Annotated in this window: 22 protein-coding genes; 4 read left to right on the top strand and 18 right to left on the bottom strand. The window is 70.0% G+C overall.

Annotated features, from left to right (window positions below):
- The first annotated feature begins 45 nt into the window (after positions 1-45).
- Entirely contained in the window at positions 46-531 is a 486-nt protein-coding gene (locus tag ACWDZ7_RS19345) for a DUF3180 domain-containing protein (protein ID WP_451798451.1), read from the top strand.
- 90 nt (positions 532-621) lie between these two features.
- On the opposite strand, the gene folE is transcribed toward ACWDZ7_RS19345, so the two are convergent.
- From folE to dacB, 6 genes are all read right to left on the bottom strand, one after another.
- Positions 622-1,227, bottom strand: a complete 606-nt coding sequence (gene folE / locus ACWDZ7_RS19340) for a GTP cyclohydrolase I FolE (RefSeq protein ID WP_451515283.1) — start codon at positions 1,225-1,227, stop codon at positions 622-624.
- A 109-nt stretch (positions 1,228-1,336) separates the two neighbouring features.
- Positions 1,337-3,367: an ATP-dependent zinc metalloprotease FtsH gene (ftsH, locus tag ACWDZ7_RS19335; protein WP_451515284.1), complete on the bottom strand. Its 2,031-nt coding sequence runs from the start codon at positions 3,365-3,367 to the stop codon at positions 1,337-1,339.
- A gap of 181 nt (positions 3,368-3,548) precedes the next feature.
- The gene (hpt, locus tag ACWDZ7_RS19330) at positions 3,549-4,109 is read right to left on the bottom strand and encodes a hypoxanthine phosphoribosyltransferase (protein WP_055565725.1); all 561 of its coding nucleotides are present in this window, start codon (positions 4,107-4,109) and stop codon (positions 3,549-3,551) included.
- A gap of 53 nt (positions 4,110-4,162) precedes the next feature.
- On the bottom strand, positions 4,163-5,209 hold the full coding sequence (gene tilS / locus ACWDZ7_RS19325) for a tRNA lysidine(34) synthetase TilS (protein WP_451798358.1): 1,047 nt from the start codon (positions 5,207-5,209) through the stop codon (positions 4,163-4,165).
- A 238-nt stretch (positions 5,210-5,447) separates the two neighbouring features.
- A complete protein-coding gene (locus ACWDZ7_RS19320) occupies positions 5,448-6,569 on the bottom strand; it encodes a zinc-dependent metalloprotease (RefSeq protein ID WP_451798357.1) in 1,122 nt (373 codons plus the stop codon).
- Positions 6,570-6,647: 78 nt separating this feature from the next.
- Entirely contained in the window at positions 6,648-8,174 is a 1,527-nt protein-coding gene (dacB, locus tag ACWDZ7_RS19315; RefSeq protein ID WP_451798355.1) for a D-alanyl-D-alanine carboxypeptidase/D-alanyl-D-alanine endopeptidase, read from the bottom strand.
- 85 nt (positions 8,175-8,259) lie between these two features.
- On the opposite strand from dacB, the gene ACWDZ7_RS19310 reads away from it, so the two are divergent.
- Together ACWDZ7_RS19310 and ACWDZ7_RS19305 are read left to right on the top strand one after the other, a co-directional pair.
- Complete coding sequence (locus tag ACWDZ7_RS19310) at positions 8,260-8,751, top strand: inorganic diphosphatase (RefSeq protein ID WP_055549835.1); 492 nt, start codon at positions 8,260-8,262, stop codon at positions 8,749-8,751.
- Positions 8,752-8,872: 121 nt separating this feature from the next.
- Positions 8,873-10,549 (top strand): threonine/serine ThrE exporter family protein, encoded by a 1,677-nt coding sequence (locus tag ACWDZ7_RS19305; protein WP_451798353.1) that lies wholly within the window; start codon positions 8,873-8,875, stop codon positions 10,547-10,549.
- A 100-nt stretch (positions 10,550-10,649) separates the two neighbouring features.
- Here the strand turns inward: ACWDZ7_RS19305 and ACWDZ7_RS19300 are convergent, their stop codons facing one another.
- The 8 genes from ACWDZ7_RS19300 to ACWDZ7_RS19265 all read right to left on the bottom strand — a co-directional run bounded on the left by ACWDZ7_RS19300 (position 10,650) and on the right by ACWDZ7_RS19265 (position 18,077).
- On the bottom strand, positions 10,650-11,339 hold the full coding sequence (locus ACWDZ7_RS19300; RefSeq protein WP_451798351.1) for a DedA family protein: 690 nt from the start codon (positions 11,337-11,339) through the stop codon (positions 10,650-10,652).
- Between the two features lie 146 nt (positions 11,340-11,485).
- Complete coding sequence (locus ACWDZ7_RS19295; protein WP_451798349.1) at positions 11,486-12,244, bottom strand: MerR family transcriptional regulator; 759 nt, start codon at positions 12,242-12,244, stop codon at positions 11,486-11,488.
- A 98-nt stretch (positions 12,245-12,342) separates the two neighbouring features.
- Positions 12,343-13,134 carry an ABC transporter permease gene (locus tag ACWDZ7_RS19290; RefSeq protein WP_451798347.1) on the bottom strand — a complete coding sequence of 264 codons (792 nt, stop codon included), beginning with the start codon at positions 13,132-13,134 and terminating at the stop codon, positions 12,343-12,345.
- Positions 13,131-14,072 (bottom strand): ATP-binding cassette domain-containing protein, encoded by a 942-nt coding sequence (locus tag ACWDZ7_RS19285; protein WP_451798345.1) that lies wholly within the window; start codon positions 14,070-14,072, stop codon positions 13,131-13,133. The genes ACWDZ7_RS19290 and ACWDZ7_RS19285 overlap by 4 nt, the downstream gene beginning before the upstream one ends.
- Before the next feature lie 149 nt (positions 14,073-14,221).
- Positions 14,222-14,863: a PadR family transcriptional regulator gene (locus tag ACWDZ7_RS19280; RefSeq protein ID WP_451798343.1), complete on the bottom strand. Its 642-nt coding sequence runs from the start codon at positions 14,861-14,863 to the stop codon at positions 14,222-14,224.
- 31 nt (positions 14,864-14,894) lie between these two features.
- Complete coding sequence (locus tag ACWDZ7_RS19275) at positions 14,895-15,446, bottom strand: DinB family protein (protein ID WP_451798341.1); 552 nt, start codon at positions 15,444-15,446, stop codon at positions 14,895-14,897.
- Between the two features lie 204 nt (positions 15,447-15,650).
- Entirely contained in the window at positions 15,651-17,108 is a 1,458-nt protein-coding gene (locus ACWDZ7_RS19270) for an aldehyde dehydrogenase family protein (RefSeq protein ID WP_451798340.1), read from the bottom strand.
- A 105-nt stretch (positions 17,109-17,213) separates the two neighbouring features.
- Entirely contained in the window at positions 17,214-18,077 is an 864-nt protein-coding gene (locus ACWDZ7_RS19265) for a helix-turn-helix domain-containing protein (RefSeq protein ID WP_451798338.1), read from the bottom strand.
- A 314-nt stretch (positions 18,078-18,391) separates the two neighbouring features.
- Between ACWDZ7_RS19265 and ACWDZ7_RS19260 the strand changes: the two genes are divergently transcribed.
- Positions 18,392-18,880, top strand: coding sequence for an ATP-binding protein (locus tag ACWDZ7_RS19260; protein ID WP_451798336.1), 489 nt, complete (start codon positions 18,392-18,394; stop codon positions 18,878-18,880).
- A gap of 31 nt (positions 18,881-18,911) precedes the next feature.
- Here ACWDZ7_RS19260 and ACWDZ7_RS19255 read toward each other — a convergent pair whose 3' ends face one another.
- The 4 genes from ACWDZ7_RS19255 to ACWDZ7_RS19240 all read right to left on the bottom strand — a co-directional run bounded on the left by ACWDZ7_RS19255 (position 18,912) and on the right by ACWDZ7_RS19240 (position 21,061).
- Positions 18,912-19,151, bottom strand: coding sequence for a DUF397 domain-containing protein (locus tag ACWDZ7_RS19255; protein ID WP_223775964.1), 240 nt, complete (start codon positions 19,149-19,151; stop codon positions 18,912-18,914).
- 253 nt (positions 19,152-19,404) lie between these two features.
- Complete coding sequence (gene rpsR, locus ACWDZ7_RS19250; RefSeq protein WP_451798334.1) at positions 19,405-19,644, bottom strand: 30S ribosomal protein S18; 240 nt, start codon at positions 19,642-19,644, stop codon at positions 19,405-19,407.
- 2 nt (positions 19,645-19,646) lie between these two features.
- Positions 19,647-20,816, bottom strand: a complete 1,170-nt coding sequence (locus ACWDZ7_RS19245) for a CobW family GTP-binding protein (protein WP_451798332.1) — start codon at positions 20,814-20,816, stop codon at positions 19,647-19,649.
- The gene (locus ACWDZ7_RS19240; protein ID WP_451798330.1) at positions 20,816-21,061 is read right to left on the bottom strand and encodes a type B 50S ribosomal protein L31; all 246 of its coding nucleotides are present in this window, start codon (positions 21,059-21,061) and stop codon (positions 20,816-20,818) included. Before ACWDZ7_RS19240 ends, ACWDZ7_RS19245 begins: the two co-directional genes overlap by 1 nt.
- Positions 21,062-21,066 lie beyond the last annotated feature (5 nt).

Genomic DNA, 21,066 nt, shown 5'->3' with positions numbered 1-21,066 from the left:
CTACAAGATCCGGTACGCACGACGACGAAGGCTGTGAAGGTCACCGTGAAGCAACTGCGCATCAGGACACTGGCCGGCCTCTTCGTCGTGGCCGGAGTGCTGTCCTGGTCGGGCGCCCGGCTGTGGGACTCCGTCGGCACGCTGCCCCGGGTCCCGCTGGCCGCGCCCATCGTGCTCGCGGTGATCGCCGTGGTGCTCCTGTCGACGGCGCTCTCGCTGCGCGCGCGCCTGCGGGCCCAGCGTGAGCGCCGCCCCGGCGCGAAGGGCGTCGAGCCGATGATGGCCGCCCGCGCCGTCGTCTTCGGCCAGGCCAGCGCCTTGGTCGTGGCGCTCGTCGCGGGGATGTACGGCGGTGCGGGCGCGTTCCTGCTGGAGTTCCTCGACGTCCCGCCCCGCCGCGACCAGGCGGTCTACGCCGGCCTCTCGGTCCTGATGGGCATCGCCGTGATAGCGGCGGCGCTGTTCCTCGAGCGGGTCTGCAAGCTCCCCGAGGACGACGACGAGGACGGCCCGGCGGCCTCGGCGGCCTAGGCCGGGTTCGCAGGGTTTTTCGCCTGCCCCGTGGCGCCGGGACCGCCCGAGCGAGGCCCCGGGGCGGCGCCGAGCAGAGTCAGCGAGCCGTCAGCGGGCCATGATCAGGCTCATCGCCTCATTGCGCGTCGCGGGATCGCGCAGCTGTCCGCGGACCGCGGAGGTGATCGTCTTGGCGCCGGGCTTGCGCACCCCGCGCATCGTCATGCACATGTGCTCGCACTCGACGACCACGATCACACCGCGCGGCTCCAGTATCTCCATCAAGGACTCCGCGATCTGCGTGGTCAGCCGCTCCTGGACCTGCGGCCGGCGCGCGTAGACGTCCACGAGCCTCGCCAGCTTCGACAGACCGGTGATCTTGCCGTCCGTGGACGGGATGTACCCGACGTGGGCGACGCCGACGAACGGGACCAAGTGGTGTTCGCACGAACTCATGACCTCGATGTCCTTCACCAAGATCATCTCGTCGTGCCCCAGGTCGAACGTCGTCGTCAGCACGTCCTCCGCCCTCTGCCGCAGCCCGGAGAATATCTCCCGGTACGCCCGCGCCACCCGCGCCGGGGTCTCCAGGAGACCCTCGCGGTCGGGGTCCTCGCCCACGGCGATCAGGAGCTCGCGCACGGCGTTCTCGGCCCGCTTCTCGTCGAACTCGCCGATCGAGTGCTCGCCGTCCAGCGTCACCGGGTCGGTCATGTTGTGCCTCGTTCCTGTGCGTGCCACGCGGGCGTACGAAGATGCCGCGCCCCCCAGGCTAAAACCTGGGGGGCGCGGCATTCATTCCGGGCCTGCTGAGGCGCGCGGGTCAGCTCTCGGGGCGGTCCTCCGGGGCCACCTCGAGGGACTTCTCCGTGCTCGTGCTGCCCGACGTCACCGCCGGGCTGGCGCCGTTCGCACCGTTCGTCAGCGACAGCTCCTTGGGGGAGAGCACCGGCGGGCGGGTCGAGGGCGTACGCCGCGAGGAGCCGGTCCACGCCGGGCGGGCCGGACGCTTCACGATCCCGGCGAAGACCTCGGCGATCTGCTCCTTGTTGAGGGTCTCCTTCTCCAGAAGCTGGAGAACCAGGTTGTCGAGGATGTCGCGGTTCTCGACGAGGATCTCCCACGCTTCGTTGTGCGCGGTCTCGATGAGCTTCTTGACCTCTTCGTCGACCAGCGCGGCGACCTCTTCCGAGTAGTCCCGCTGGTGGCCCATCTCGCGCCCGAGGAACGGCTCGGTGTTGTCCCCGCCGAACTTGATCGCGCCGAGACGCTCGGTCATGCCGTACTGCGTGACCATCGCGCGTGCGGTGGCCGTGGCCTTCTCGATGTCGTTCGCCGCGCCCGTCGTCGGGTCGTGGAAGACGAGCTCCTCGGCCGCGCGCCCGCCCAGCATGTACGCGAGCTGGTCGAGCATCTCGTTGCGCGTGGTGGAGTACTTGTCCTCTTCGGGCAGGACCATGGTGTAACCCAGGGCCCTGCCGCGGGACAGGATGGTGATCTTGTGGACCGGGTCCGAGTTCGGGGAGGCCGCCGCGACCAGGGCGTGTCCGCCCTCGTGGTACGCGGTGATCTTCTTTTCCTTGTCGGACATGATCCGGGTCCGCTTCTGCGGACCCGCCACCACGCGGTCGATCGCCTCGTCCAGGGCGTGGTTGTCGATCAGCTTCTTGTCGCCGCGCGCCGTCAGGAGCGCCGCTTCGTTCAGCACGTTCGACAGGTCGGCGCCCGTGAAGCCGGGCGTGCGACGGGCCACCGCGCCGAGGTCGACGTCCGGGGCGACCGGCTTGCCCTTCTGGTGGACCTTGAGGATCTCCAGACGGCCCTGCATGTCCGGGCGGTCGACGGCGATCTGCCGGTCGAAGCGGCCGGGGCGCAGCAGCGCCGGGTCGAGGATGTCGGGCCGGTTCGTGGCGGCGATCAGGATGACGCCGCCCTTCACGTCGAAGCCGTCCATCTCGACGAGCAGCTGGTTCAGCGTCTGCTCGCGCTCGTCGTGGCCACCGCCGAGGCCTGCGCCGCGGTGACGGCCGACGGCGTCGATCTCGTCGACGAAGACGATCGCCGGGGCGTTCGCCTTGGCCTGCTCGAAGAGGTCGCGCACACGGGAGGCACCGACACCGACGAACATCTCGACGAAGTCGGAACCCGAGATCGAGTAGAACGGGACCCCGGCCTCACCGGCGACGGCGCGCGCGAGGAGCGTCTTGCCCGTACCGGGCGGGCCGTAGAGGAGCACGCCCTTGGGGATCTTGGCGCCGACGGCCTGGAACTTCGCCGGCTCCTGGAGGAACTCCTTGATCTCGTGGAGCTCCTCGACGGCTTCGTCCGAACCCGCCACATCGGAGAAGGTCGTCTTCGGGGTGTCCTTGGTGATCAGCTTGGCCTTGGACTTCCCGAAGTTCATGACCCGGGAGCCGCCGCCCTGCATCTGATTCATCAGGAACAGGAAGACGACGACGATGAGGACGAAGGGGAGGAGGGAGAGCAGGATGCCGACGAAGGGGTTCTGCTTCGACGGGGAGACGGTGTAACCGTCCTTGATCTGCTTGTCCTCGTACTTGGCCTGCAGAGACTTGGCGAGGTCGACGCCCTGGTCGCCGATGTAGCTCGCCTGGATCTTGCTGCTGTCCTTGACCTTCTGGCCGTCCTTGAGTTCGACCTTGATGATCTGCTCGTCACCGGTGGTGAGCTTGGCCGACTCGACCTTGTTGTCGTTGATCGCCTGAACGACCTGACCGGTGTCAACCGTCTTGTAGCCACCGGACGAGCCGACGACCTGCATCAACACGACCACGGCAAGGACGGCCAGCACGATCCACATGACTGGCCCACGGAAGTATCGCTTCACGTCCATCCATACGGAGCGATGACGCCCCGTCCCTCCTGCCATAGTGAGTTTGATAAAGACTGTTCTTCGGACGGTACCCCAGCATTGTGACCCGAAGCCGCACGGGACGGCTGGCAAACCCGCCTTCGCATGGTCCAACGGCGGGAAACGGGTGAGGGTTCCCCGCCGCCGCACTCAGTCCCGGGCGTCAGCCGCCGTAGACGTGCGGAGCCAGCGTGCCGACGAAGGGGAGGTTGCGGTACTTCTCCGCGAAGTCCAGGCCGTAGCCCACGACGAACTCGTTGGGGATGTCGAAACCGATCCACTTCACGTCGATGGCGACCTTCGCCGCCTCGGGCTTGCGCAGCAGCGTGCACACCTCCAGGGAGGCGGGCTCGCGCGAGCCGAGGTTGGACAGCAGCCAGGACAGCGTCAGACCGGAGTCGATGATGTCCTCGACGATCAGGACGTGCTTGCCCTTGATGTCGGTGTCCAGGTCCTTGAGGATCCGCACGACGCCGGACGACTGGGTGCCCGCGCCGTACGACGACACCGCCATCCAGTCCATCGTGACGGGGGTGGACAGCGCACGCGCCAGGTCCGCCATGACCATCACGGCGCCCTTGAGGACACCGACGATCAGCAGGTCCTTGCCCGCGTACTCCGCGTCGACCTTCGCGGCCAGCTCGGCCAGCTTCGCGTCGATCTCTTCCTTGGTGATGAGCACCGACTTGAGGTCGGTGCCCATGTCTTTCGCGTCCACCCGCATCACTTTCGGTCGTCCCACCGGCCGACCGGCCCGCGATGAGCACGGGCCTCTCGTCAGCCTTGCCGGATCACCAGTCTGCCACCCTGGCGCTGAGCCACGACTTTGCCCGGGAGATTGATCGCTCCCTGACCACGCCAGCCGGTGATCAGACGGTCGACCTCTTCGATGTGCCGGGCGAAGAGGGAACCGGCGGGCGCCCCGGCCTCGATGGCGGCCCTGCGCACGATCCGGCGCCGCACGGCGGGCGGCAGGGCGTAGAGCTTGGCGCACTCCAGGAGGCCCGCCGCGTCGCGTACGGACGCCTCGGCCTGGGCGGCCCACGTGTCGAGGGCGTCGGCGTCGTCGCGGGAGAGCCGGGCCGTGCGGGCGAGCGCTTCGACGACGCCCTTTCCGAGCGCTTTCTCGAGGGCGGGCAGGCCTTCGTGGCGCAGCCGGGACCGTGTGTACGCCGGATCGGCGTTGTGCGGGTCGTCCCAGACGGGCAGCGACTGGACCATGCACGCCTTGCGGGCGGTCTGGCGGTCGATGTGCAGGAAGGGGCGGCGGTAACGGCCCGCGACCCCCGAGGTCGCGGCCATCCCGGACAGGGAGCGGATCCCGGAGCCGCGGGCGAGACCGAGCAGGACCGTCTCCGCCTGGTCGTCGCGCGTGTGACCGAGCAGGACCGCCGCCGCGGAGTGCCGCTCGGCGGCGGCGTCCAGGGCGGCGTAGCGGGCGTCGCGGGCGGCGGCCTCGGGGCCTCCGTCGCGGCCCACGCGCACGGCGACGGACTCGACCGGTTCGAGGCCGAGGGCGGCGAGGCGCACGACCACCTCGGCGGCGCGCAGGTCGGAGCCGGACTGCAGGCCGTGGTCGACGGTGACGCCGCCGGCGCGGATGCCGAGCTTGGGTGCTTCGAAGGCGAGGGCGGAGGCCAGCGCCATGGAGTCGGCGCCGCCGGAGCAGGCGACGAGCACGAGCGGCTGCGGGGCCTGCTCGTGTGCGGGGCGTGGGGGGTGCGGGGGGTCGTTGTCGGAGCTGCGCTGTACGTCGGTCAGTACGTCGTGGAGTACGCGGCGGACCGCCAGGCGTATCGCCGCGACCGCAGGATGGGGACCCATGTCCGGTTCCCTTCATGAAGTTCGGGGGGGTGAGCCTCGGACCAATCACTCAGGACCCACTCCGGAGACCGGGTCTGGTCGCCCAGACCCCGGAAACCCGAGCGGTCGGTCACTCAGAGTGTGTCGATGGTGACAGAACCGAGCCGTTCCCCGAGCATTGCACGCCTACCCATCGCCTACGGTCCCTCGGACGGGTGATTGCGGGGGCGTTCTCCTGCCATCGGCCGCATCCGGTCCCTCAGTCTCCCTTACGGTGCACCCTCGCGACCCAGTCCGCCGGTTTGGCGATCTCCGCCTTGGTGGGCAGCGTGTTCGGCGAAGTCCAGACGCGGTTGAAGCCGTCCATCCCGACCTCCTCGACGACCGCCCGCACGAAGCGCTCGCCGTCCCGATATTGGCGCAATTTCGCGTCGAGGCCGAGGAGCTTGCGCAGCGCCTGGTCGAGACGGCCGGCGCCGCGGGCCCTGCGCTCCTTGAACTTCTCCCGGATCTCGGCGACGGAGGGCACGACGCCGGGGCCGACGCCGTCCATGACGAAGTCCGCGTGGCCCTCCAGGAGGGACATCACGGCCGTGAGGCGGGCGAGGATCTCCCGCTGGGCGGGGGTCTGCACCAGCTCGACGATGGAGCGTCCGCCGTCCTCCTCCTCGGCTTCGGGGCGGCCGCCCGCGAACGACTGGGCGGCCTCCCTGACGCGCTCCAGGACCGTCATGGGGTCGACCTCGGTCTCGCCGAGGAACGACTGGATCTCGCCTTCGAGGTGGTCGCGCAGCCAGGGCACGGCGGTGAACTGGGTGCGGTGCGTCTCCTCGTGGAGGCAGACCCAGAGCCTGAAGTCGTGGGGGTCCACGTCCAGTTCGCGCTCGACGTGCACGATGTTCGGGGCGACCAGGAGGAGCCTGCCGCCGCCGTTCTCCCCCGCGGGGAGGTCGCGGGTGGCAGGGGCGAAGGTCTCGTACTGGCCGAGGACGCGGGAGGCCAGGAACGACAGGAGCATGCCCAGCTCGACGCCCGTCACCTTGCCGCCGACCGCGCCGAGGACGGCTCCGCCGGGGCCGCCGCCGCGCTTGTCCTGCATCTTCTCCAGGAGGGGCTTGAGGATCTGCCGGAAGCCCGCGACGTTCGCCCTGATCCAGCCCGCTCTGTCCACGACGAGGACGGGGGTGTCGTGGGTGTCCTCCGTGCCCATGCCCGTGAAGGAACGGACGTGCTCCTCCGAGGACTTGGCATGCCGGCGGAGCTCGGCGACGATGGCCCGCGCCTCGTCCCGGCTCACCTCCGGCCCCGGCCGCACGAGCCGGGTCGCGGTCGCCACCGCGAGATTCCAGTCGACCATCTCGGCACCACCGATGCTCGTCATGCGTCAACGGTACGTGCTCACCCCCTCCGGCGGAGGGTGTTGACCCCCCAGGTTGCCCCGGGGCTGCCCCTAGGGGACCTAGCGGCACCCGCAGTTCGCGAGGGTCGAGGCCATGTGGTCCAGGGCCTTCTGGGCCGACTGGGGGTCCTTTGTGCCGGTGGTCATGAAAGCGAAGAGGAGGAGGCGGCCATCCGCGTCGACGACTGTGCCCGCGAGGGTGTTCACGCCGGTCAGGGTGCCCGTCTTGGCGCGTACGACGCCGGTGCCCGGGGAGTCCTTGGGGTAGCGGTCGACCAGCGTGCCGGTGAAGCCCGCCACGGGCAGGCCCGTCACCGCGGAGCGCAGTTCGGGGCGGGCGGGGTCCGCGGCGCGGTCCAGGAGCGCGGCGAGCAGTTCGGCGGAGATCCTGTCGGTGCGGTCCAGGCCGCTGCCGTCGGCGAACTTGGCACCCCTGAGAGGGAGCTTGAGCTTGCCGAGCTGAGCTTGGACCGCGCGGTCGGCGCCGTCGAAGCTGGCCGGTTCCTTCGCGGCGACAGCCGTCTGGCGGGCCAGGGCCTCGGCGATGTCGTTGTCGCTGTGGGTCAGCATCCGTTCGACCAGCGCGGACAGGGGCGGCGACTCGACCTTGGCGAGGGATTCGGCGCGGAGGGAGGCATGGGAGGGGCCGGGGGCGGCCTTCGTCGTGATGCCGTGCTTCTTCAGGAAGCCCGCGAATTTATTCGCCGCGTCGCCCGCCGGGTCGCCCGAGCGCGGGGCGGGACCGCTGGAGGAGTCGTCGAGGCGGCCCTCGTCGGCCATCAGGGCGCTGACGGGGGTGATGTTCTCGTTGGGTCCGATGGGGTGCTGCGGCGGCCCGGAGTACAGCGAGGCGTCGTAGGAGAGCGTCACCTTGTGGATGTCGCGGGACTTCAGGGCGCGGGCGGTGTCCTCGGCCAGCGTGCGCAGGCTCGCGGCGGTGTCGGTGTACCGGCCGCTCTTGCGGGCGGTCAGCGTGGGGTCGCCGCCGCCGACCAGGACGACGTCCTTGGAGTCCGGCTCGATGACCGCCTTGGTGGCGATCCGGTGGTCGGGGCCCGCGGCCGACAGCGCCGCGACCGCCGTGGCGATCTTGATGGTCGACGCGGGCGTCAGACCGTCCCGCGCCCCCTTGCCGTAGACCCGCTTCCCGGAGGCCGCGTCGAGGACGACGGCGGAGCGCTCGGGGCCGAGCGACGGATCCTTCAGGAGCGGATCGAGTACGTCCGCGAGGGCGCGGTCCGTCGGCCTGGGCGCCGTCCCCGCGGGCGCGCCGAGCCCGGCGAGCACCGAAGGGGCGCTCGGAGCGGCCTCGGGGCCCCGTCCGGACGTACCACCGCCGTGATCTGCGCCACCCCCGGCCTCCTGGGAGGCTGCCCGGTCCCGCTCGGCCGTACGCTGGCCGGAGGAGTCCCAAGGGCCGGCCGCGGCCACCGCCCCGGCCGAAATCACCAGGCCGAGGGTGGCGGCACCCGCCGTGAGCTGCCAGGTCGTGAGCTTCCCCGAGACCCGGGGGAGCTTGATGGCGGAAGGCTTGGGCAGCTGTCTCAAAAGCTGCCGAGGCCGCTGCCACGGCTTGAGCTCCGGCACGACGACCAGCCCCTTTCGCGATCACACATCTGCGTGAGGGACACTTAATCACCCGAAGTATGTGCTGATCATGGAGGAGCCACCCGTGGAGTTCGACGTCACCATCGAGATTCCGAAGGGTTCGCGGAACAAGTACGAGGTGGACCACGAGACCGGCCGGATCCGGCTGGACCGTCGCCTCTTCACTTCGACCAGCTACCCCGCGGACTACGGCTTCGTCGAGAACACCCTCGGCGAGGACGGTGACCCGCTGGACGCCCTGGTCATCCTGGACGAGCCGACCTTCCCGGGATGCCTCATCAAGTGCCGCGCGATCGGCATGTTCCGGATGACCGACGAGGCGGGCGGCGACGACAAGCTGCTCTGCGTCCCGGCCTCGGACCCGCGTGTGGAGCACCTGCGTGACATCCACCATGTCTCGGAGTTCGACCGCCTGGAGATCCAGCACTTCTTCGAGGTCTACAAGGACCTGGAGCCCGGCAAGTCCGTCGAGGGCGCCGACTGGGTCGGCCGCGCGGACGCCGAGGCCGAGATCGAGAAGTCGTACAAGCGTGCTGAGGCGCAGGGCGGCCACTGAGCCTCCGGCCTCGAACGGGCCGCGCGATCCGGCTTCCGGACCGCGCGGCCCGTTCGTGTATCTGTGCCCATACTGGCCATACGGAGGGTGCGTACGAGTCGTATGAGAAGTGAGGGCATCAGTGGCCGAGCATGAGGCCGAGGACCGAAAGCCTCAGTCGGACGACGCCCGCAGCGCGTTCGTGCAGCCCACCGGGGTGTCGTCGCAGCCGGCGGCGCCCGAGGACGAGTCACAGACCACCTCCGAGTTCGCCGTCCCCACCGGTTTCGCGACCCCGCCGCCCACGACGACACAGGAGACCGAGAAGTCGGCGTTCACGCCGCCGGCCACCTACAGCGCCCGCAACGCCCCGCAGGCCTTCACGCCCGCGCAGGGCATCCCCCTGGTGAAGCTCACCAAGGAAGCGCCCTGGCAGGACCAGATGCGCACGATGCTGCGGATGCCGGTCACCGAGCGGCCCGCTCCGGAACCCGCGCAGAAGCAGGAGGACGACAGCGGGCCCGCCGTGCCGCGCGTGCTCGACCTGACGCTGCGTATCGGGGAGCTGCTGCTCGCCGGCGGTGAGGGCGCCGAGGACGTCGAGGCGGCGATGTTCGCCGTCTGCCGCTCCTACGGCCTCGACCGCTGCGAGCCGAACGTGACGTTCACGCTCCTGTCGATCTCCCACCAGCCCTCGCTGGTGGAGGACCCCGTCACGGCCTCGCGCACGGTACGCCGCCGGGGCACCGACTACACGCGGCTCGCGGCGGTCTTCCACCTGGTGGACGACATCAGCGACCCGGACACCGAGGTCTCCCTGGAGGAGGCCTACCGCCGCCTCGCGGGCATCCGGCGCAACCGTCACCCCTACCCGGGATGGGCCCTCACGGCCGCCAGTGGGCTGCTGGCGGGCGCCGCGTCCGTCCTGGTGGGCGGTGGCGCGCTGGTCTTCGTGGTGGCCGCTGTCGGCGCGATGCTCGGCGACCGGCTCGCCTGGCTCTGCGCGGGGCGCGGGCTGCCGGAGTTCTACCAGTTCGTGGGGGCCGCGATGCCGCCCGCCGCGATGGGTGTCGCGCTGAGCTTCGCGCACACCGAGGCGACGATGGCGTCCGCGGTCATCACCGGTGGGCTCTTCGCGCTGATCCCGGGGCGGGCGCTGGTCGCTGGTGTGCAGGACGGGCTGACCGGCTACTACATCACCGCGGCCGCGCGCCTCCTGGAGGTCATGTACCTGATCGTGGGCATCGTCTGCGGCGTGCTGCTCGTGCTGTCGTTCGGCGTGATGCTGGACGCGACGAACCTGACGCCGGAGACGCAGTTCGGGGTGTCGTCGTCGCGCCCGGTCATCCAGATCCTGGCGTCGATGGCGCTGAGTCTCGCCTTCGCGATCCTGCTCCAGCAGGAACGTCACACCGTCCTGATCGTGACGCTCAACGGCGGCATCGCCTGGGTGATGTTCGGCGCCCTCGCGCATACGCCCCTCGAGCTGTCGCCCGTCGCGGCGACGGCCGTCGCGGCCGGTCTGGTGGGCCTGTTCGGGCAGCTCTTCTCGCGCTACCGGTTCGCGTCCTCACTGCCGTACGTGACGGCGGCGATCGGGCCGCTGCTGCCCGGTAGCGCGACGTACTTCGGCCTGCTGGCCCTCGCGCAGAACGACCTGAACACCGGCATCAACTCGCTCACCACGGCCGTCGCCACGGCCCTGGCCATCGCGATCGGCGTGAACCTGGGGAGCGAGGTCTCCCGGCTCTTCCTGAAGCTGCCGGGAGCGGCCACCGCGGCGAATCGCCGTGCGGCGAAGCGGACCAGGGGATTCTGACCCCGGCGGGCCAACAGCGGCCGCACCTTTGCGCGGGCGCTTCGGGGGCTCCGCCCCCGGCCGCCCAGTCCTCAAACGCCGGACGGGCTCATCTTCACACCTACCGCTTCGCGTGCCTGCCGCGCTGGGCCGGGGGCGTGCCCTGGGCGCCGCCCGCGGCCGCCGCCTTCTTGGACTTGCCGCGCGCCCGCAGGAACTCGATGGCGATCGGGACCACCGAGATGAGGACGATCAGGATGAGGATCGCCTCGATGTTCTTGTGCACGAACTCGATGTTGCCGAGCCAGGCGCCGAGCAGCGTGACGCCCGCGCCCCACAGGACGCCGCCGATGATGTTGAACGTGATGAACGAGCGGTACCGCATGCCGGAGACACCGGCGATGATCGGCGTGAACGTACGGACAATCGGCACGAAGCGGGCCAGGACCAGGGACTTGGGGCCGTACTTCTCGAAGAACTCGTGGGCCTTGACCACATTCTCCTGTTTGAAGAGCTTGGAGTCCGGGCGGTTGAACAGCGACGGGCCGACCTTCTTGCCGAAGAGATAGCCCGCCTGGTCGCCGAGGATCGCGGCGAGGCAGATCAGCACGCAGGCCAGCCACAGCGGGGTGTCCAGCTTGTGCGTGGTGATCAGCAGGCCCGTGGTGAACAGCAGCGAGTCACCCGGCAGGAAGAAGCCGATGAGCAGGCCCGACTCGGCGAAGACGATCACCAGCAGGCCCCAGAGGCCGAACTGGTTGAGCAGGTAATCCGGATCCAGCCAGCTTGGTCCGAGCGCAAGCGTCGTCACGGTTCCGGGCTCCTGAGGGTGAGGGGGGGCGGTGCGGCGGCGGGTGCAGCCGCCCAAAGTTATCAACGCCGGGCGGCCCGGCCAGGTTCCACCGTCCAACTAGGCATGCGGTAAGGGGCGCCTTCTAGGATAGCGCCCCTTACCGATCAGCTGTTGCGCGCCGCGTTCGCCACGATCGCGTCCCTCATGTACGCCGCCAGTCCGGGCCTGATGGCCTCGTAGAAGGCGGTGAACCGCTCGTCACCCACGTACATCTCCCCGAGGCACGTGTGCAGCTCGTGAGAGCACTCGTAGTGGTGCCGGGAGATGAAGCGGCGGTGCTCCTCGGCGCCGTCCATCGCCTCCTGGGAGTCGGCCGCGAGCCCCTGGGCGAGCAGGTCGCCCAGGTGGGCGTGGACCGCCGCGAACTCGTCGTTGATCCGCTTCCAGTCGTCCTTGGTGTACGACGCGGACCTGCGCTGCGACTCCCGGTACGCCTCGGTGTCGCCCCAGCGCCGCTCGACCTCCTCCGTGTACTGGTCGGGGTCGAAGTCCCCGAAGGCCTCGAACTTCTCCTCGGGCGTGAGGTTGATGCCCATCTTCTTCGCCTCCATGGCGGTCTCGACGGCGGCGGCCATCTCCTGGAGCCTGGCGATCCGGGCTGTCAGCAGCTCGTGCCGGCGGCGCAGGTGCGCGCGCGGGTCCGCATCCGGGTCGTCCAGGAGGGCCGCCACCTCGTCGAGGGGGAAGCCGAGCTCTCGGTAGAAGAGGATCTGCTGCAGCCGGTCCAGGTCGGCGTCGCTGTAGCGCCGGTGACCCGCGTGGCTGCGCTCGCTGGGCACGAGCAGGCCGATCTCGTCGTAGTGGTGCAGTGTGCGCACCGTCACCCCGGCGAAACCGGCGACCTGTCCCACGGAGTAGCTCACGGCTTCCGCCCTTCCTTCTCGGTACGCGGCTCAGCCTGCGTCCTCACGTCGCGTGAGGTGCAAGCCGAGCACCGCGCGGGAACCGCCCGCTGCTCGCACTACTTGCTGAGCGCCGTGAATCTCCGTACCGCCAGCGGCAGGAACACTCCCACCATTACCACGGGCCACAGCACCGCCAGGAGCCCCGCCTGTTCGGCCGCCCAGGATGTGCCGGCCACCCCGGGGTCGTTGCCGAAGAGGTCGCGCACGGCGGTGGCGGTCGCGGACATCGGGTTCCACTCGACCAGGGCGCCCAGCCAGCCCGGCATGTTCTGCGGGACCGTGAAGGCGTTGGAGAGGAAGCCGACCGGCCAGACCAGGATCTGCACGGCCGCCACCAGCTCCGGCCTGCCCGCGACCATCGCCAGGTGGATGCCGAGCCACAGCATCGCGAACCGCAGCATGAGCAGCAGCCCGACGGCCGCCAGGACGGCCGCGAACGAGCCGTGCCAGCGCCAGCCGATCGCCAGCCCCACCGCCATCATGACCAGCAGCGAGACGAAGGACTGAAGCATGTCGGCGGCCGAGCGCCCCACCAGGACCGCGCCGTTGGCCATCGGCATGGAGCGGAAGCGGTCGATCACGCCCTTGTTCAGGTCCTGGGTGACGGCGACCATCGTCGCGTCCAGGCCGAAGGCCATCGTCAGCGCGAACATGCCGGGCACCAGGAACTCCGCGTACTCGCCCGCGATGCCCTCCCCGCCGCCGATGAGATAGGTGAACATCAGCAACAGCATCACCGGGAAGACCAGGCCCACCAGGACCTGCACCGGCTGCCGCGCCCAGTGCGCCAGTTCGCGCCGCGTCATGGTCCAGGAGTCCGTGACGGCCCAGCTCAACGACGTACTCATACGACCTCGGCCTCCTTCGGGCGTCCGGTCAGACTCAGGAACACCTCGTCCAGCGTGGGCCTGCGCAGCGCCACGTCCTCCGCTTCGATCCCCGCGCCGTCCAGGGCCCGTACGACGCCCGTGAGAGCCTCCATCCGGTCGGTGACCGGCGCGGACGCCAGCCGCCGGTCGGCATCCACGGTGGCGGCGCCGGGCAGCAGCTCGGCGGCGCGGGCGAGGTCGGCCGCGTCCCGCACCACCACGTCGATCCGGTCGCCGCCCAGCTTCGCCTTCAGCTCGTCCGGGGTGCCCTCCGCGATGACGCGGCCGCCGTCGATCACCGAGACGCGGTCGGCCAGCTGATCCGCCTCCTCCAGGTACTGCGTGGTCAGCAGTACGGTCGCGCCGCCGCCGACCAGCGAGCGCACCGACTCCCACACCTCGGCGCGGCCCCGGGGGTCGAGGCCCGTGGTGGGCTCGTCCAGGAACAGCACCTCGGGCTCCGTGATGAGCGAGGCGGCGAGGTCCAGTCGCCGCCGCATGCCGCCGCTGTAGCGCTTGACCGCCTTGCGGCCGGTCTCCGCGAGGCCGAACCGCTCCAGGAGCTCGTCGGCCCGCACGCGCGCGTGGCGCGCACCCAAGTGGTGGAGCCGGCCGAACATGTCCAGGTTCTGGCGGCCGCTCAGCTCCTCGTCGACCGCCGCGTGCTGGCCGAGCAGCCCGATGCGCCCGCGCACCTCGTCGGGGCTGCGCCGCACGTCGTGCCCCGCGACCTCCGCGCGCCCCTCGTCGGCGCGGAGCAGGGTGGCCAGCACCCGCACCGCCGTGCTCTTGCCCGCTCCGTTGGGCCCGAGCACGCCGTGCACGGTGCCGCGGCCGACCCTCAGGTCGAGGCCGTCGAGCGCGACCTTCTCCCCGAACCTCTTCCGTACGCCTTCGACGACAATCGCGTCCGCCATCCGACTCCCCTCGTCCTTCACTTCAGGCCTCATCGATGCTCACCAGGGCCTCATCGGGTCCTCATCGATCATGTAGTCAAACTTGACTAGAAAGAGGAAGCTAACCCAGTCGGGGCCATTCGTCAAACTTGATTAGCCGCCGGACCCGCTCAGCCGCGGTCCCCCGCGTGCGGCTCGCCCGTCGCGTACGGGTTCTCCTCGCCCTCCGCTAGCACCGCGACGAACGGCTCGCCCTCACCGGCGAAGGTGTACGCGCCGCCCTCGATCCGCTCGATCAGGCCGCGCGTCCACTGCGCGTCACCGTCGGCCTGGTGCACCCAGAGATTCATGACCTCGCCGATGTGCCCGAGCTGTTCGGGGCCGTCCTCCGGCGTGTAGTACTCCGTGACCGACTTCCGCCACGCCTCCATCCGGCCGACCCGCTCCTCCAGCAGAGCGACCGCCTCGTCGCGCGGCAGGTCGACGATGAAGCCGAGGGCGGCCGTGAGCATGTCCGGCTTCTGGCCGTACTCGACGAGGGCCCCGCGGAGCAGCGTCAGATACTCCTCGGTGCCCTTCTCCGTGATCTCGTACTCGGTGCGCGGCGGGCCGCCGACCGTGGAGGGCGCGATCTCATGGGCCAGCAGAAGCCCCTGCTTGGCCAGTTGTTTCAGGGCGTGGTAGATCGAGCCCGGCTTGGCGTTGGACCACTCGTGGGCGCCCCAGTACTCCAGGTCGTTGCGGACCTGATAGCCGTGGGCGCGGCCGTGCTGGCGCACGGCCCCGAGAACCAGTAGCCGGATCGCTGACATGTACCGCGCCCTTCCGCTCGCCCCCCAGTCATCAACTTTGACTAGGGTATCCCTGCTCCAGCGCCACCAGCTCGAAGGCCGTCCTGCCGTCCAGGGACTCGCGGAGGATGTCGGCGTGGCCCGCGTGCCGCGCGATCTCCTCGACGAGGTGCAGCATCAGCCAGCGCATCGACACCGCGCCTTCCTTCGGGAACCACGGCGCCTCGGGCAGCGGGAAGGTGTCGTCCAGGCTCGGCACCTCGCGGATGAACTCCTCGGTCTCGCGGGCGACCAGGTCCCAGAAGTCCAGGGTCTCGGCGAGCGTCTCGCCTTCCACGAGACGGAAGCTGTCGCCCCAGGTCTCCTGGGTGCGCTGCTTCTCGTTCGGCTTCCGCTGGGCCATGCGCAGCCAGTTCAGCTCCGTCTCGGCGACGTGCTTCACGAGGCCGGAGAGGGACAGCTCGCCGGCGCTGGGCCGCTGAGCGGCCTGCTCGTCGGTGAGCCCGAGCACCGAGCGGCGCAGGCCGCCGCGCTGGGCCTCCACGAAGGCGATGAGGGCGCCGCGCTCGTCGCCGCGCGCTTCCGAGCTGACGTGGGTGACCATGATGTCCGCCTTTCCCGAGGGGAGTCGGGGTCCGCCGTGCTTCGGCTTCCCTCCCGACACCTCACAAGCTGCGGACCCTTGCGGTTAGGTTCTGTCCGCAAGGGTCCGTGGGTGAGTCCGTGGGTGAGTCCGTGGGTGAGTCCGTGGGTGAGTCCGTGGGTGAGTCCGTGGGTGAGTCCGTGGGTGAGAGAGGAGAGAAGGCGATCAGAACGGGAAGCGGGTCCGCCCGTGCTGCACCGAGATCCACTTCTGCGTGGTGAAGGCGTCCACCGTCGACTCGCCGTTCAGCCGGCCCACGCCCGAGTTCTTCTCGCCGCCGAACGGCACGATCGCCTCGTCGTGCACCGTCCCGTCGTTGACGTGGATCATGCCGGTCCTGACGCGCTTGGCGATCCGCACACCGCGCTCGATGTCGCCCGTGTGCACGGCGCCGCTCAGGCCGTACGGGCTGTCGTCGGCGATCCGTACCGCCTCGTCCTCGCCGTCGAAGGGGATGAGCAGGGCGACCGGGCCGAAGATCTCCTGGCCGAGGACCGGGGAGTCGGCGGGCAGTCCCGTCAGGATGGAGGGGGCGACGACATTGCCCTCGGTGCGGCCGTGCAGAAGGGCCGTGGCGCCCGCGGCGACGGCCTGCTCGACGACGGCCGTGACGGCGTCCGCCTGCGAGGAGTTGATGAGCGGGCCGATGTGCGTGCCGGGCTCGGCCGGGTCGCCGACCTTGAGCGAGGCGACCTTGGCGACGAACTTCTCGGTGAACTCCGCCTCCACGGCCCGGTCCACGAGGATGCGGTTGGCTGCCATGCAGACCTGGCCCTGGTGCACGAAGCGGCTGAAGACCGCCGCGTCCACGGCGTAGTCGATGTCGGCGTCGTCCAGGACGATCAGCGCGCTGTTGCCGCCCAGCTCCAGGATCGAGCGCTTGAAGTTCGAGGCGCAGACCGTGGCGACATGGCGGCCCACCCGGTCCGAGCCGGTGAAGGAGATGATGCTCGGCACCGGGTGTTCGAGCAGGGCGTCGCCTATCTCGGCTATGTCCGTGATGACGACGTTGAGCAGTCCGCCCGGCAGTCCCGCGTCCTCGAACACCTTGGCCACGAGGCTGCCGCCGAGCACCGGCGCGTTCTGGTGGGGCTTGAGTACGACCGCGTTGCCCAGGGCGAGGGCCGGGGCGACGGACTTGATCGACAGCAGGAACGGGAAGTTGAAGGGGCTGATGACGCCGACCACGCCCACCGGGACGCGGTACAGGCGGTTCTCCTTGCCGTCGTCCGGCGACGGCAGGATGCGCCCTTCGGCCCGCAGCGCGAGGTGGACGGACTCGCGCAGGAACTCCTTGGTGAGGTGGATCTCGAAGGCCGCCTTGAGCCGGGTGCCACCCAGCTCGGCGATGATCGCCTCGGTGATCTCTTCCTCGCGGTCCTCGATGATGCGCAGGGCGCGCTCGAAGACGCCGCGCCTGGCGTACGGGTTCGTGTCGGCCCACTCGCGCTGCGCGCGCTCGGCGGCGCGGTAGGCCTGGTCGACCTCGTCGGCCGTGGCGACGGTGATGGACGCCAGCTTCTCGCCGTTGTACGGATTGAAGTCGATGATGTCCCAGGAGCCCGAGCCGGTCCTCCACTCCCCGTCGATGTACTGGAGAGCCAGGTCAGTGAAGAAGGACATGAGACGGACCCCTTGCCGCGGCAGCAGACGGAAACAGGCGGCGAGCAGCGGCCAACGGAGACGGACGTGCGCCAGCACCTGATTTCACGTCATAGTACTTATGTTTCAGGTGAGTTGAAGCAGTCCGCGCAGAAGGTCGCGGCTGTCCGCTGGATCGGGGCTGTCCTTGTGCAGCTGCGCCGCCACCCGCTCGTACTGGGCGATCTCCTCCGCCTTGTCGAGATAGAGCGCGCCGGTGAGCTGCTCCACGTACACGACGTCGGAGAGATCGGACTCCGGGAAGCTCAGCATGGTGAAGGCACCGCTCTCGCCCGCGTGGCCGCCGAAGCTGAACGGCATCACCTGGAGCGTGACGTTGGGCCGCTCGGAGATGTCGATGAGGTGCTGGATCTGACCCCTCATCACTTCCCGGTCGCCGTACGGGCGTCGGAGCGCCGCCTCGTCGAGTACGCAGTGGAAGCGGGGCGCGTGTTCGGAGGCGAGGAGTTTCTGGCGCTCCAGGCGCAGTGCGACGCGGCGGTCGATCTCGGCCCCGCTCGCGCCCTTCATGCCGCGCGTGACGACCGCGTGCGCGTACGCCTCGGTCTGCAACAGGCCGTTGACGAACTGCACTTCATAGACGCGGATGAGTGAGGCCGCGCCCTCCAGGCCGATGTAGGTCTGGAACCAGCCCGGCAGGACGTCGGAGTAACTGTGCCACCAGCCCGTGAGGTTGGCCTCCTTGGCGAGCGAGAGCAGTGCGCCGCGCTCGGCTTCGTCCGTGACGCCGTACAGCGTCAGAAGGTCCTCTACATCCCTGGACTTGAAGCTCACCCGTCCCAACTCCATGCGGCTGATCTTCGACTCGGAGGCGCGGATCGAGTAGCCGGCCGCTTCGCGGGTGATGCCTCGCGATTCCCTCAGGCGCCTCAGCTGCGAGCCCAGCAGGATGCGCCGTACCACCGAGCCGCTCGACTCCCCTGCGGTCACTTCGCTCAATCCTCCCCATCGACTGGAAGCCAGCAGTCTGCCATTAAACGCTTCGGGCCGTACACGTCCGGTTACAGAAAGGGAAAGCGTCCGAAAGCTCTTCACAAGAAGTCATGGGAAGAAATGGGCAAGAAGTGGCACGGGAGGCACCAAGTCCGGCGCGTGCACGTGCATCTGCCCTTGCATCTGCTGTGCGCATTCGGAACCATGGTCCGCGCGCCACTGCTGTACCGACCGTGTACCACCCGCACCATCGGCGACCGACCGCGCCACCGCTCCATCGCTACGTACCGCGAAACCGGGGAGTGCCTCGCATGGGGACGAATGGATCGACCATGCTCGAGCCGTTGCGGCAGGGCCTTCCCCCGCTCGACCCCTCGGCGGTCTCCAGCGCGGCCTCCGTCGCCCTCCCCGCCCGCTACGAAGCGGTGGGCAGCGCACGGCAGTTCACCCGCAAGACGCTCGGGCAGTGGGATCTGGAAGAGCGCTTCGACGACATAGCGCTGGTCGTCTCCGAACTCGTCACCAACGCCCTGCGGCACGCACTGCCCGCCGACACCCCGCGCGAGCACCCGGACCCGCCCGTGCGGCTCCATCTGATGCGCTGGGCGTCCCGTCTGGTGTGCGCGGTGCGCGACCCCAGCGACGACAGCCCGGTGACGCGGGAAGCCGACGACGACTTCTCCGCGGAGTCGGGCCGCGGTCTGTTCCTGGTGGATTCATTCAGCGACGGCTGGGGCTGGCACCCGCTCGCCGGGACGCTGCGCGGCAAGGTGGTCTGGGCGCTGTTCCAGCTGGGCTGAGAGCGCAGCCGAGGCTGAGGCGCCCGCGCGCCTAGCCGCCTATCAGGTGGTCGAACTCCCCGTCCTTCATCCCCAGCAGCATCGCCTCTATCTCGGCGCGCGTGTAGACGAGCGCCGGGCCGTCCGGGAAACGCGAATTGCGTACGGCGACGTCGCCGCCCGGCAGTTTCGCGAACTCCACGCACGAGCCCTGCGAGTTGCTGTGCCTGCTCTTCTGCCAGACCACCCCGTGAAGCTCCGTGGCCGCCATGCCGTTAAACGCGTGGTGCACAGATCGCTCCCCGGTGGTGCAGTGCCTTTAGTGGCTCTAGATGCAGTGGTCAACTGTCCCGGATCATAGCTGTGTTCACATGCCGATGCATGGGCATATGCACGTGCACGCGCGGTGGCGTCTTGATTACAGCTCTCACGGTCCGCCATGCCCTAAAACAGACGCACACCGCGCCGGATGTGTTCCGTCCGGAGACGGAAAACAGCGGGCGCGGTGTGACGGGGAGGGAGCGGGAGACAGGGGCGGCTTCGGATCAGCGCGGGGTGCCGTACGGCAGGAGCGCCATTTCGCGGGCGTTCTTGATCGCGGCGGCGATCTGCCGCTGCTGCTGAGCCGTCACGCGCGTGACCCGACGGCTGCGGATCTTGCCGCGGTCCGAGATGAACTTCCGGAGCAGGTCCGTGTCCTTGTAGTCGACGTACGTGATTCCGAGCTGGTCCAGGGGGTTGGGGCGCGGCTTCTGCGGGCGGGCGGCGGACTTGCGGGGGGACAAGGTCAGACCTCCAGAAGGGTGTCGAAGGCGGGGGGCAGGTGTTTCCAGGCGTCGCGCCCGGCCGCGTACTCCTCGTCGGTCAGCAGGCAGGACTCCAAGAGCCGTTCGAGGCCGTCGCGGTCCAGGCCGGGCGAGGTGAACACCAGGTGGTTGCAGCAGTCGCCGTGCTCGGGGTGCCAGTCGAGGGCGGCGGCCGCGCGGCGCACCGGCGGGACCATCTCCCACGCGGCGTCCGGCAGCGAGGCGAGCCAGGGACCGGCGCTCTCGACGCAGAGCGCGCCGCCCGCCGCGTCCCAGCCGAGCAGCGTGTCCGGGTGGTCGGCCAGCCAGAACCGCCCCCGGCTGCGGGCGGCCGCGCACGTCAGATCCTCCAGCGCCTCGTAGAGCCGCTCCGGGTGGAACGGCCGCTCCCGGTGCCATACGAAGGTGGAGACACCGCTCGCGTCGGCCTCGGCCGGGAGCAGCGCGCAGGCCGGATGCTGGGCCGCGGCGGCCGCCTCGACGTCGAAGCCGCTGAGCGCGGCGCCGGCCAGATCGCCGCCGCCGATCAGGACCTGGCGGGCGGTCGGGTGGAGCTGGGCGAGCAGCGCGCGGTCCTCGTCGTCGGCCTCGGCGGAGTCCACGACGGCGAGCACGGGGGCGTACTCCAGCTGGCGCGCCCAGGTGTCGGCGACGGTGCGCTGGTCGGTGGGGGCCGCGGCGAGGCCGGCCTCCATGAGGTCGTCGCCGTTGCCGAGGCAGGGCAGGAGCAGGGCGGGGTCGACCGCCGTGACCACGCCGCTGAGCCTGATGCCCTCGCCGCCGTGCGCGGCGATCACCTCGGCCATGGCCTTGGGCTCGACGGAGTCCCACAGCTCGACGACCGCGAGCCCGGTCAGGCCCGCGTCCGCGAGCCGTCGCAGCTCGGGCACGAGGTCGTCGCGGAGCGCGCAGCACGCGCAGTCGTTGACGAGGGGCGTCTCGCCCGTGGAGAGCACACCGGTGGTGTCGCGCACGGTGCGTACGACGGTGCCCCGCTCGGCGGCGGTCGACAGATCGTGGTGGAGGGCGACGCTGCCGGGCACGGTGGCGAGGAGGTGGTCGACGGCCGCCCTGCGGGCGTCCGCGTGGAGGCCGCCGACGATCACGGTGTCCATCGGGCGGGCGGTGTGCCCGCCGTGCCGGTGGTCCATCAGCGCTTACCGAAGCGGCGCTCGAAGCGCTCGACGCGGCCCGCGGTGTCCATGACGCGTGCCGTTCCCGTGTAGAAGGGGTGGCTCGCGGACGAGACCTCGACGTCGATGACCGGGTACGTACGCCCGTCCTCCCACTCGACCGTCTTCTCGCTGCTCGCGGTCGATCGGGTGAGGAAGGCGAAGCCGGCGGCCTTGTCGCGGAAGACGACGGGGGCGTACGGGGGGTGGATGTCCTTGCGCATGGCGG

Source organism: Streptomyces sp. NPDC003032, from assembly GCF_053591415.1.
Note: the sequence above shows the minus strand (reverse complement) of the source record. Positions and strands in the feature narration are given on the sequence as shown.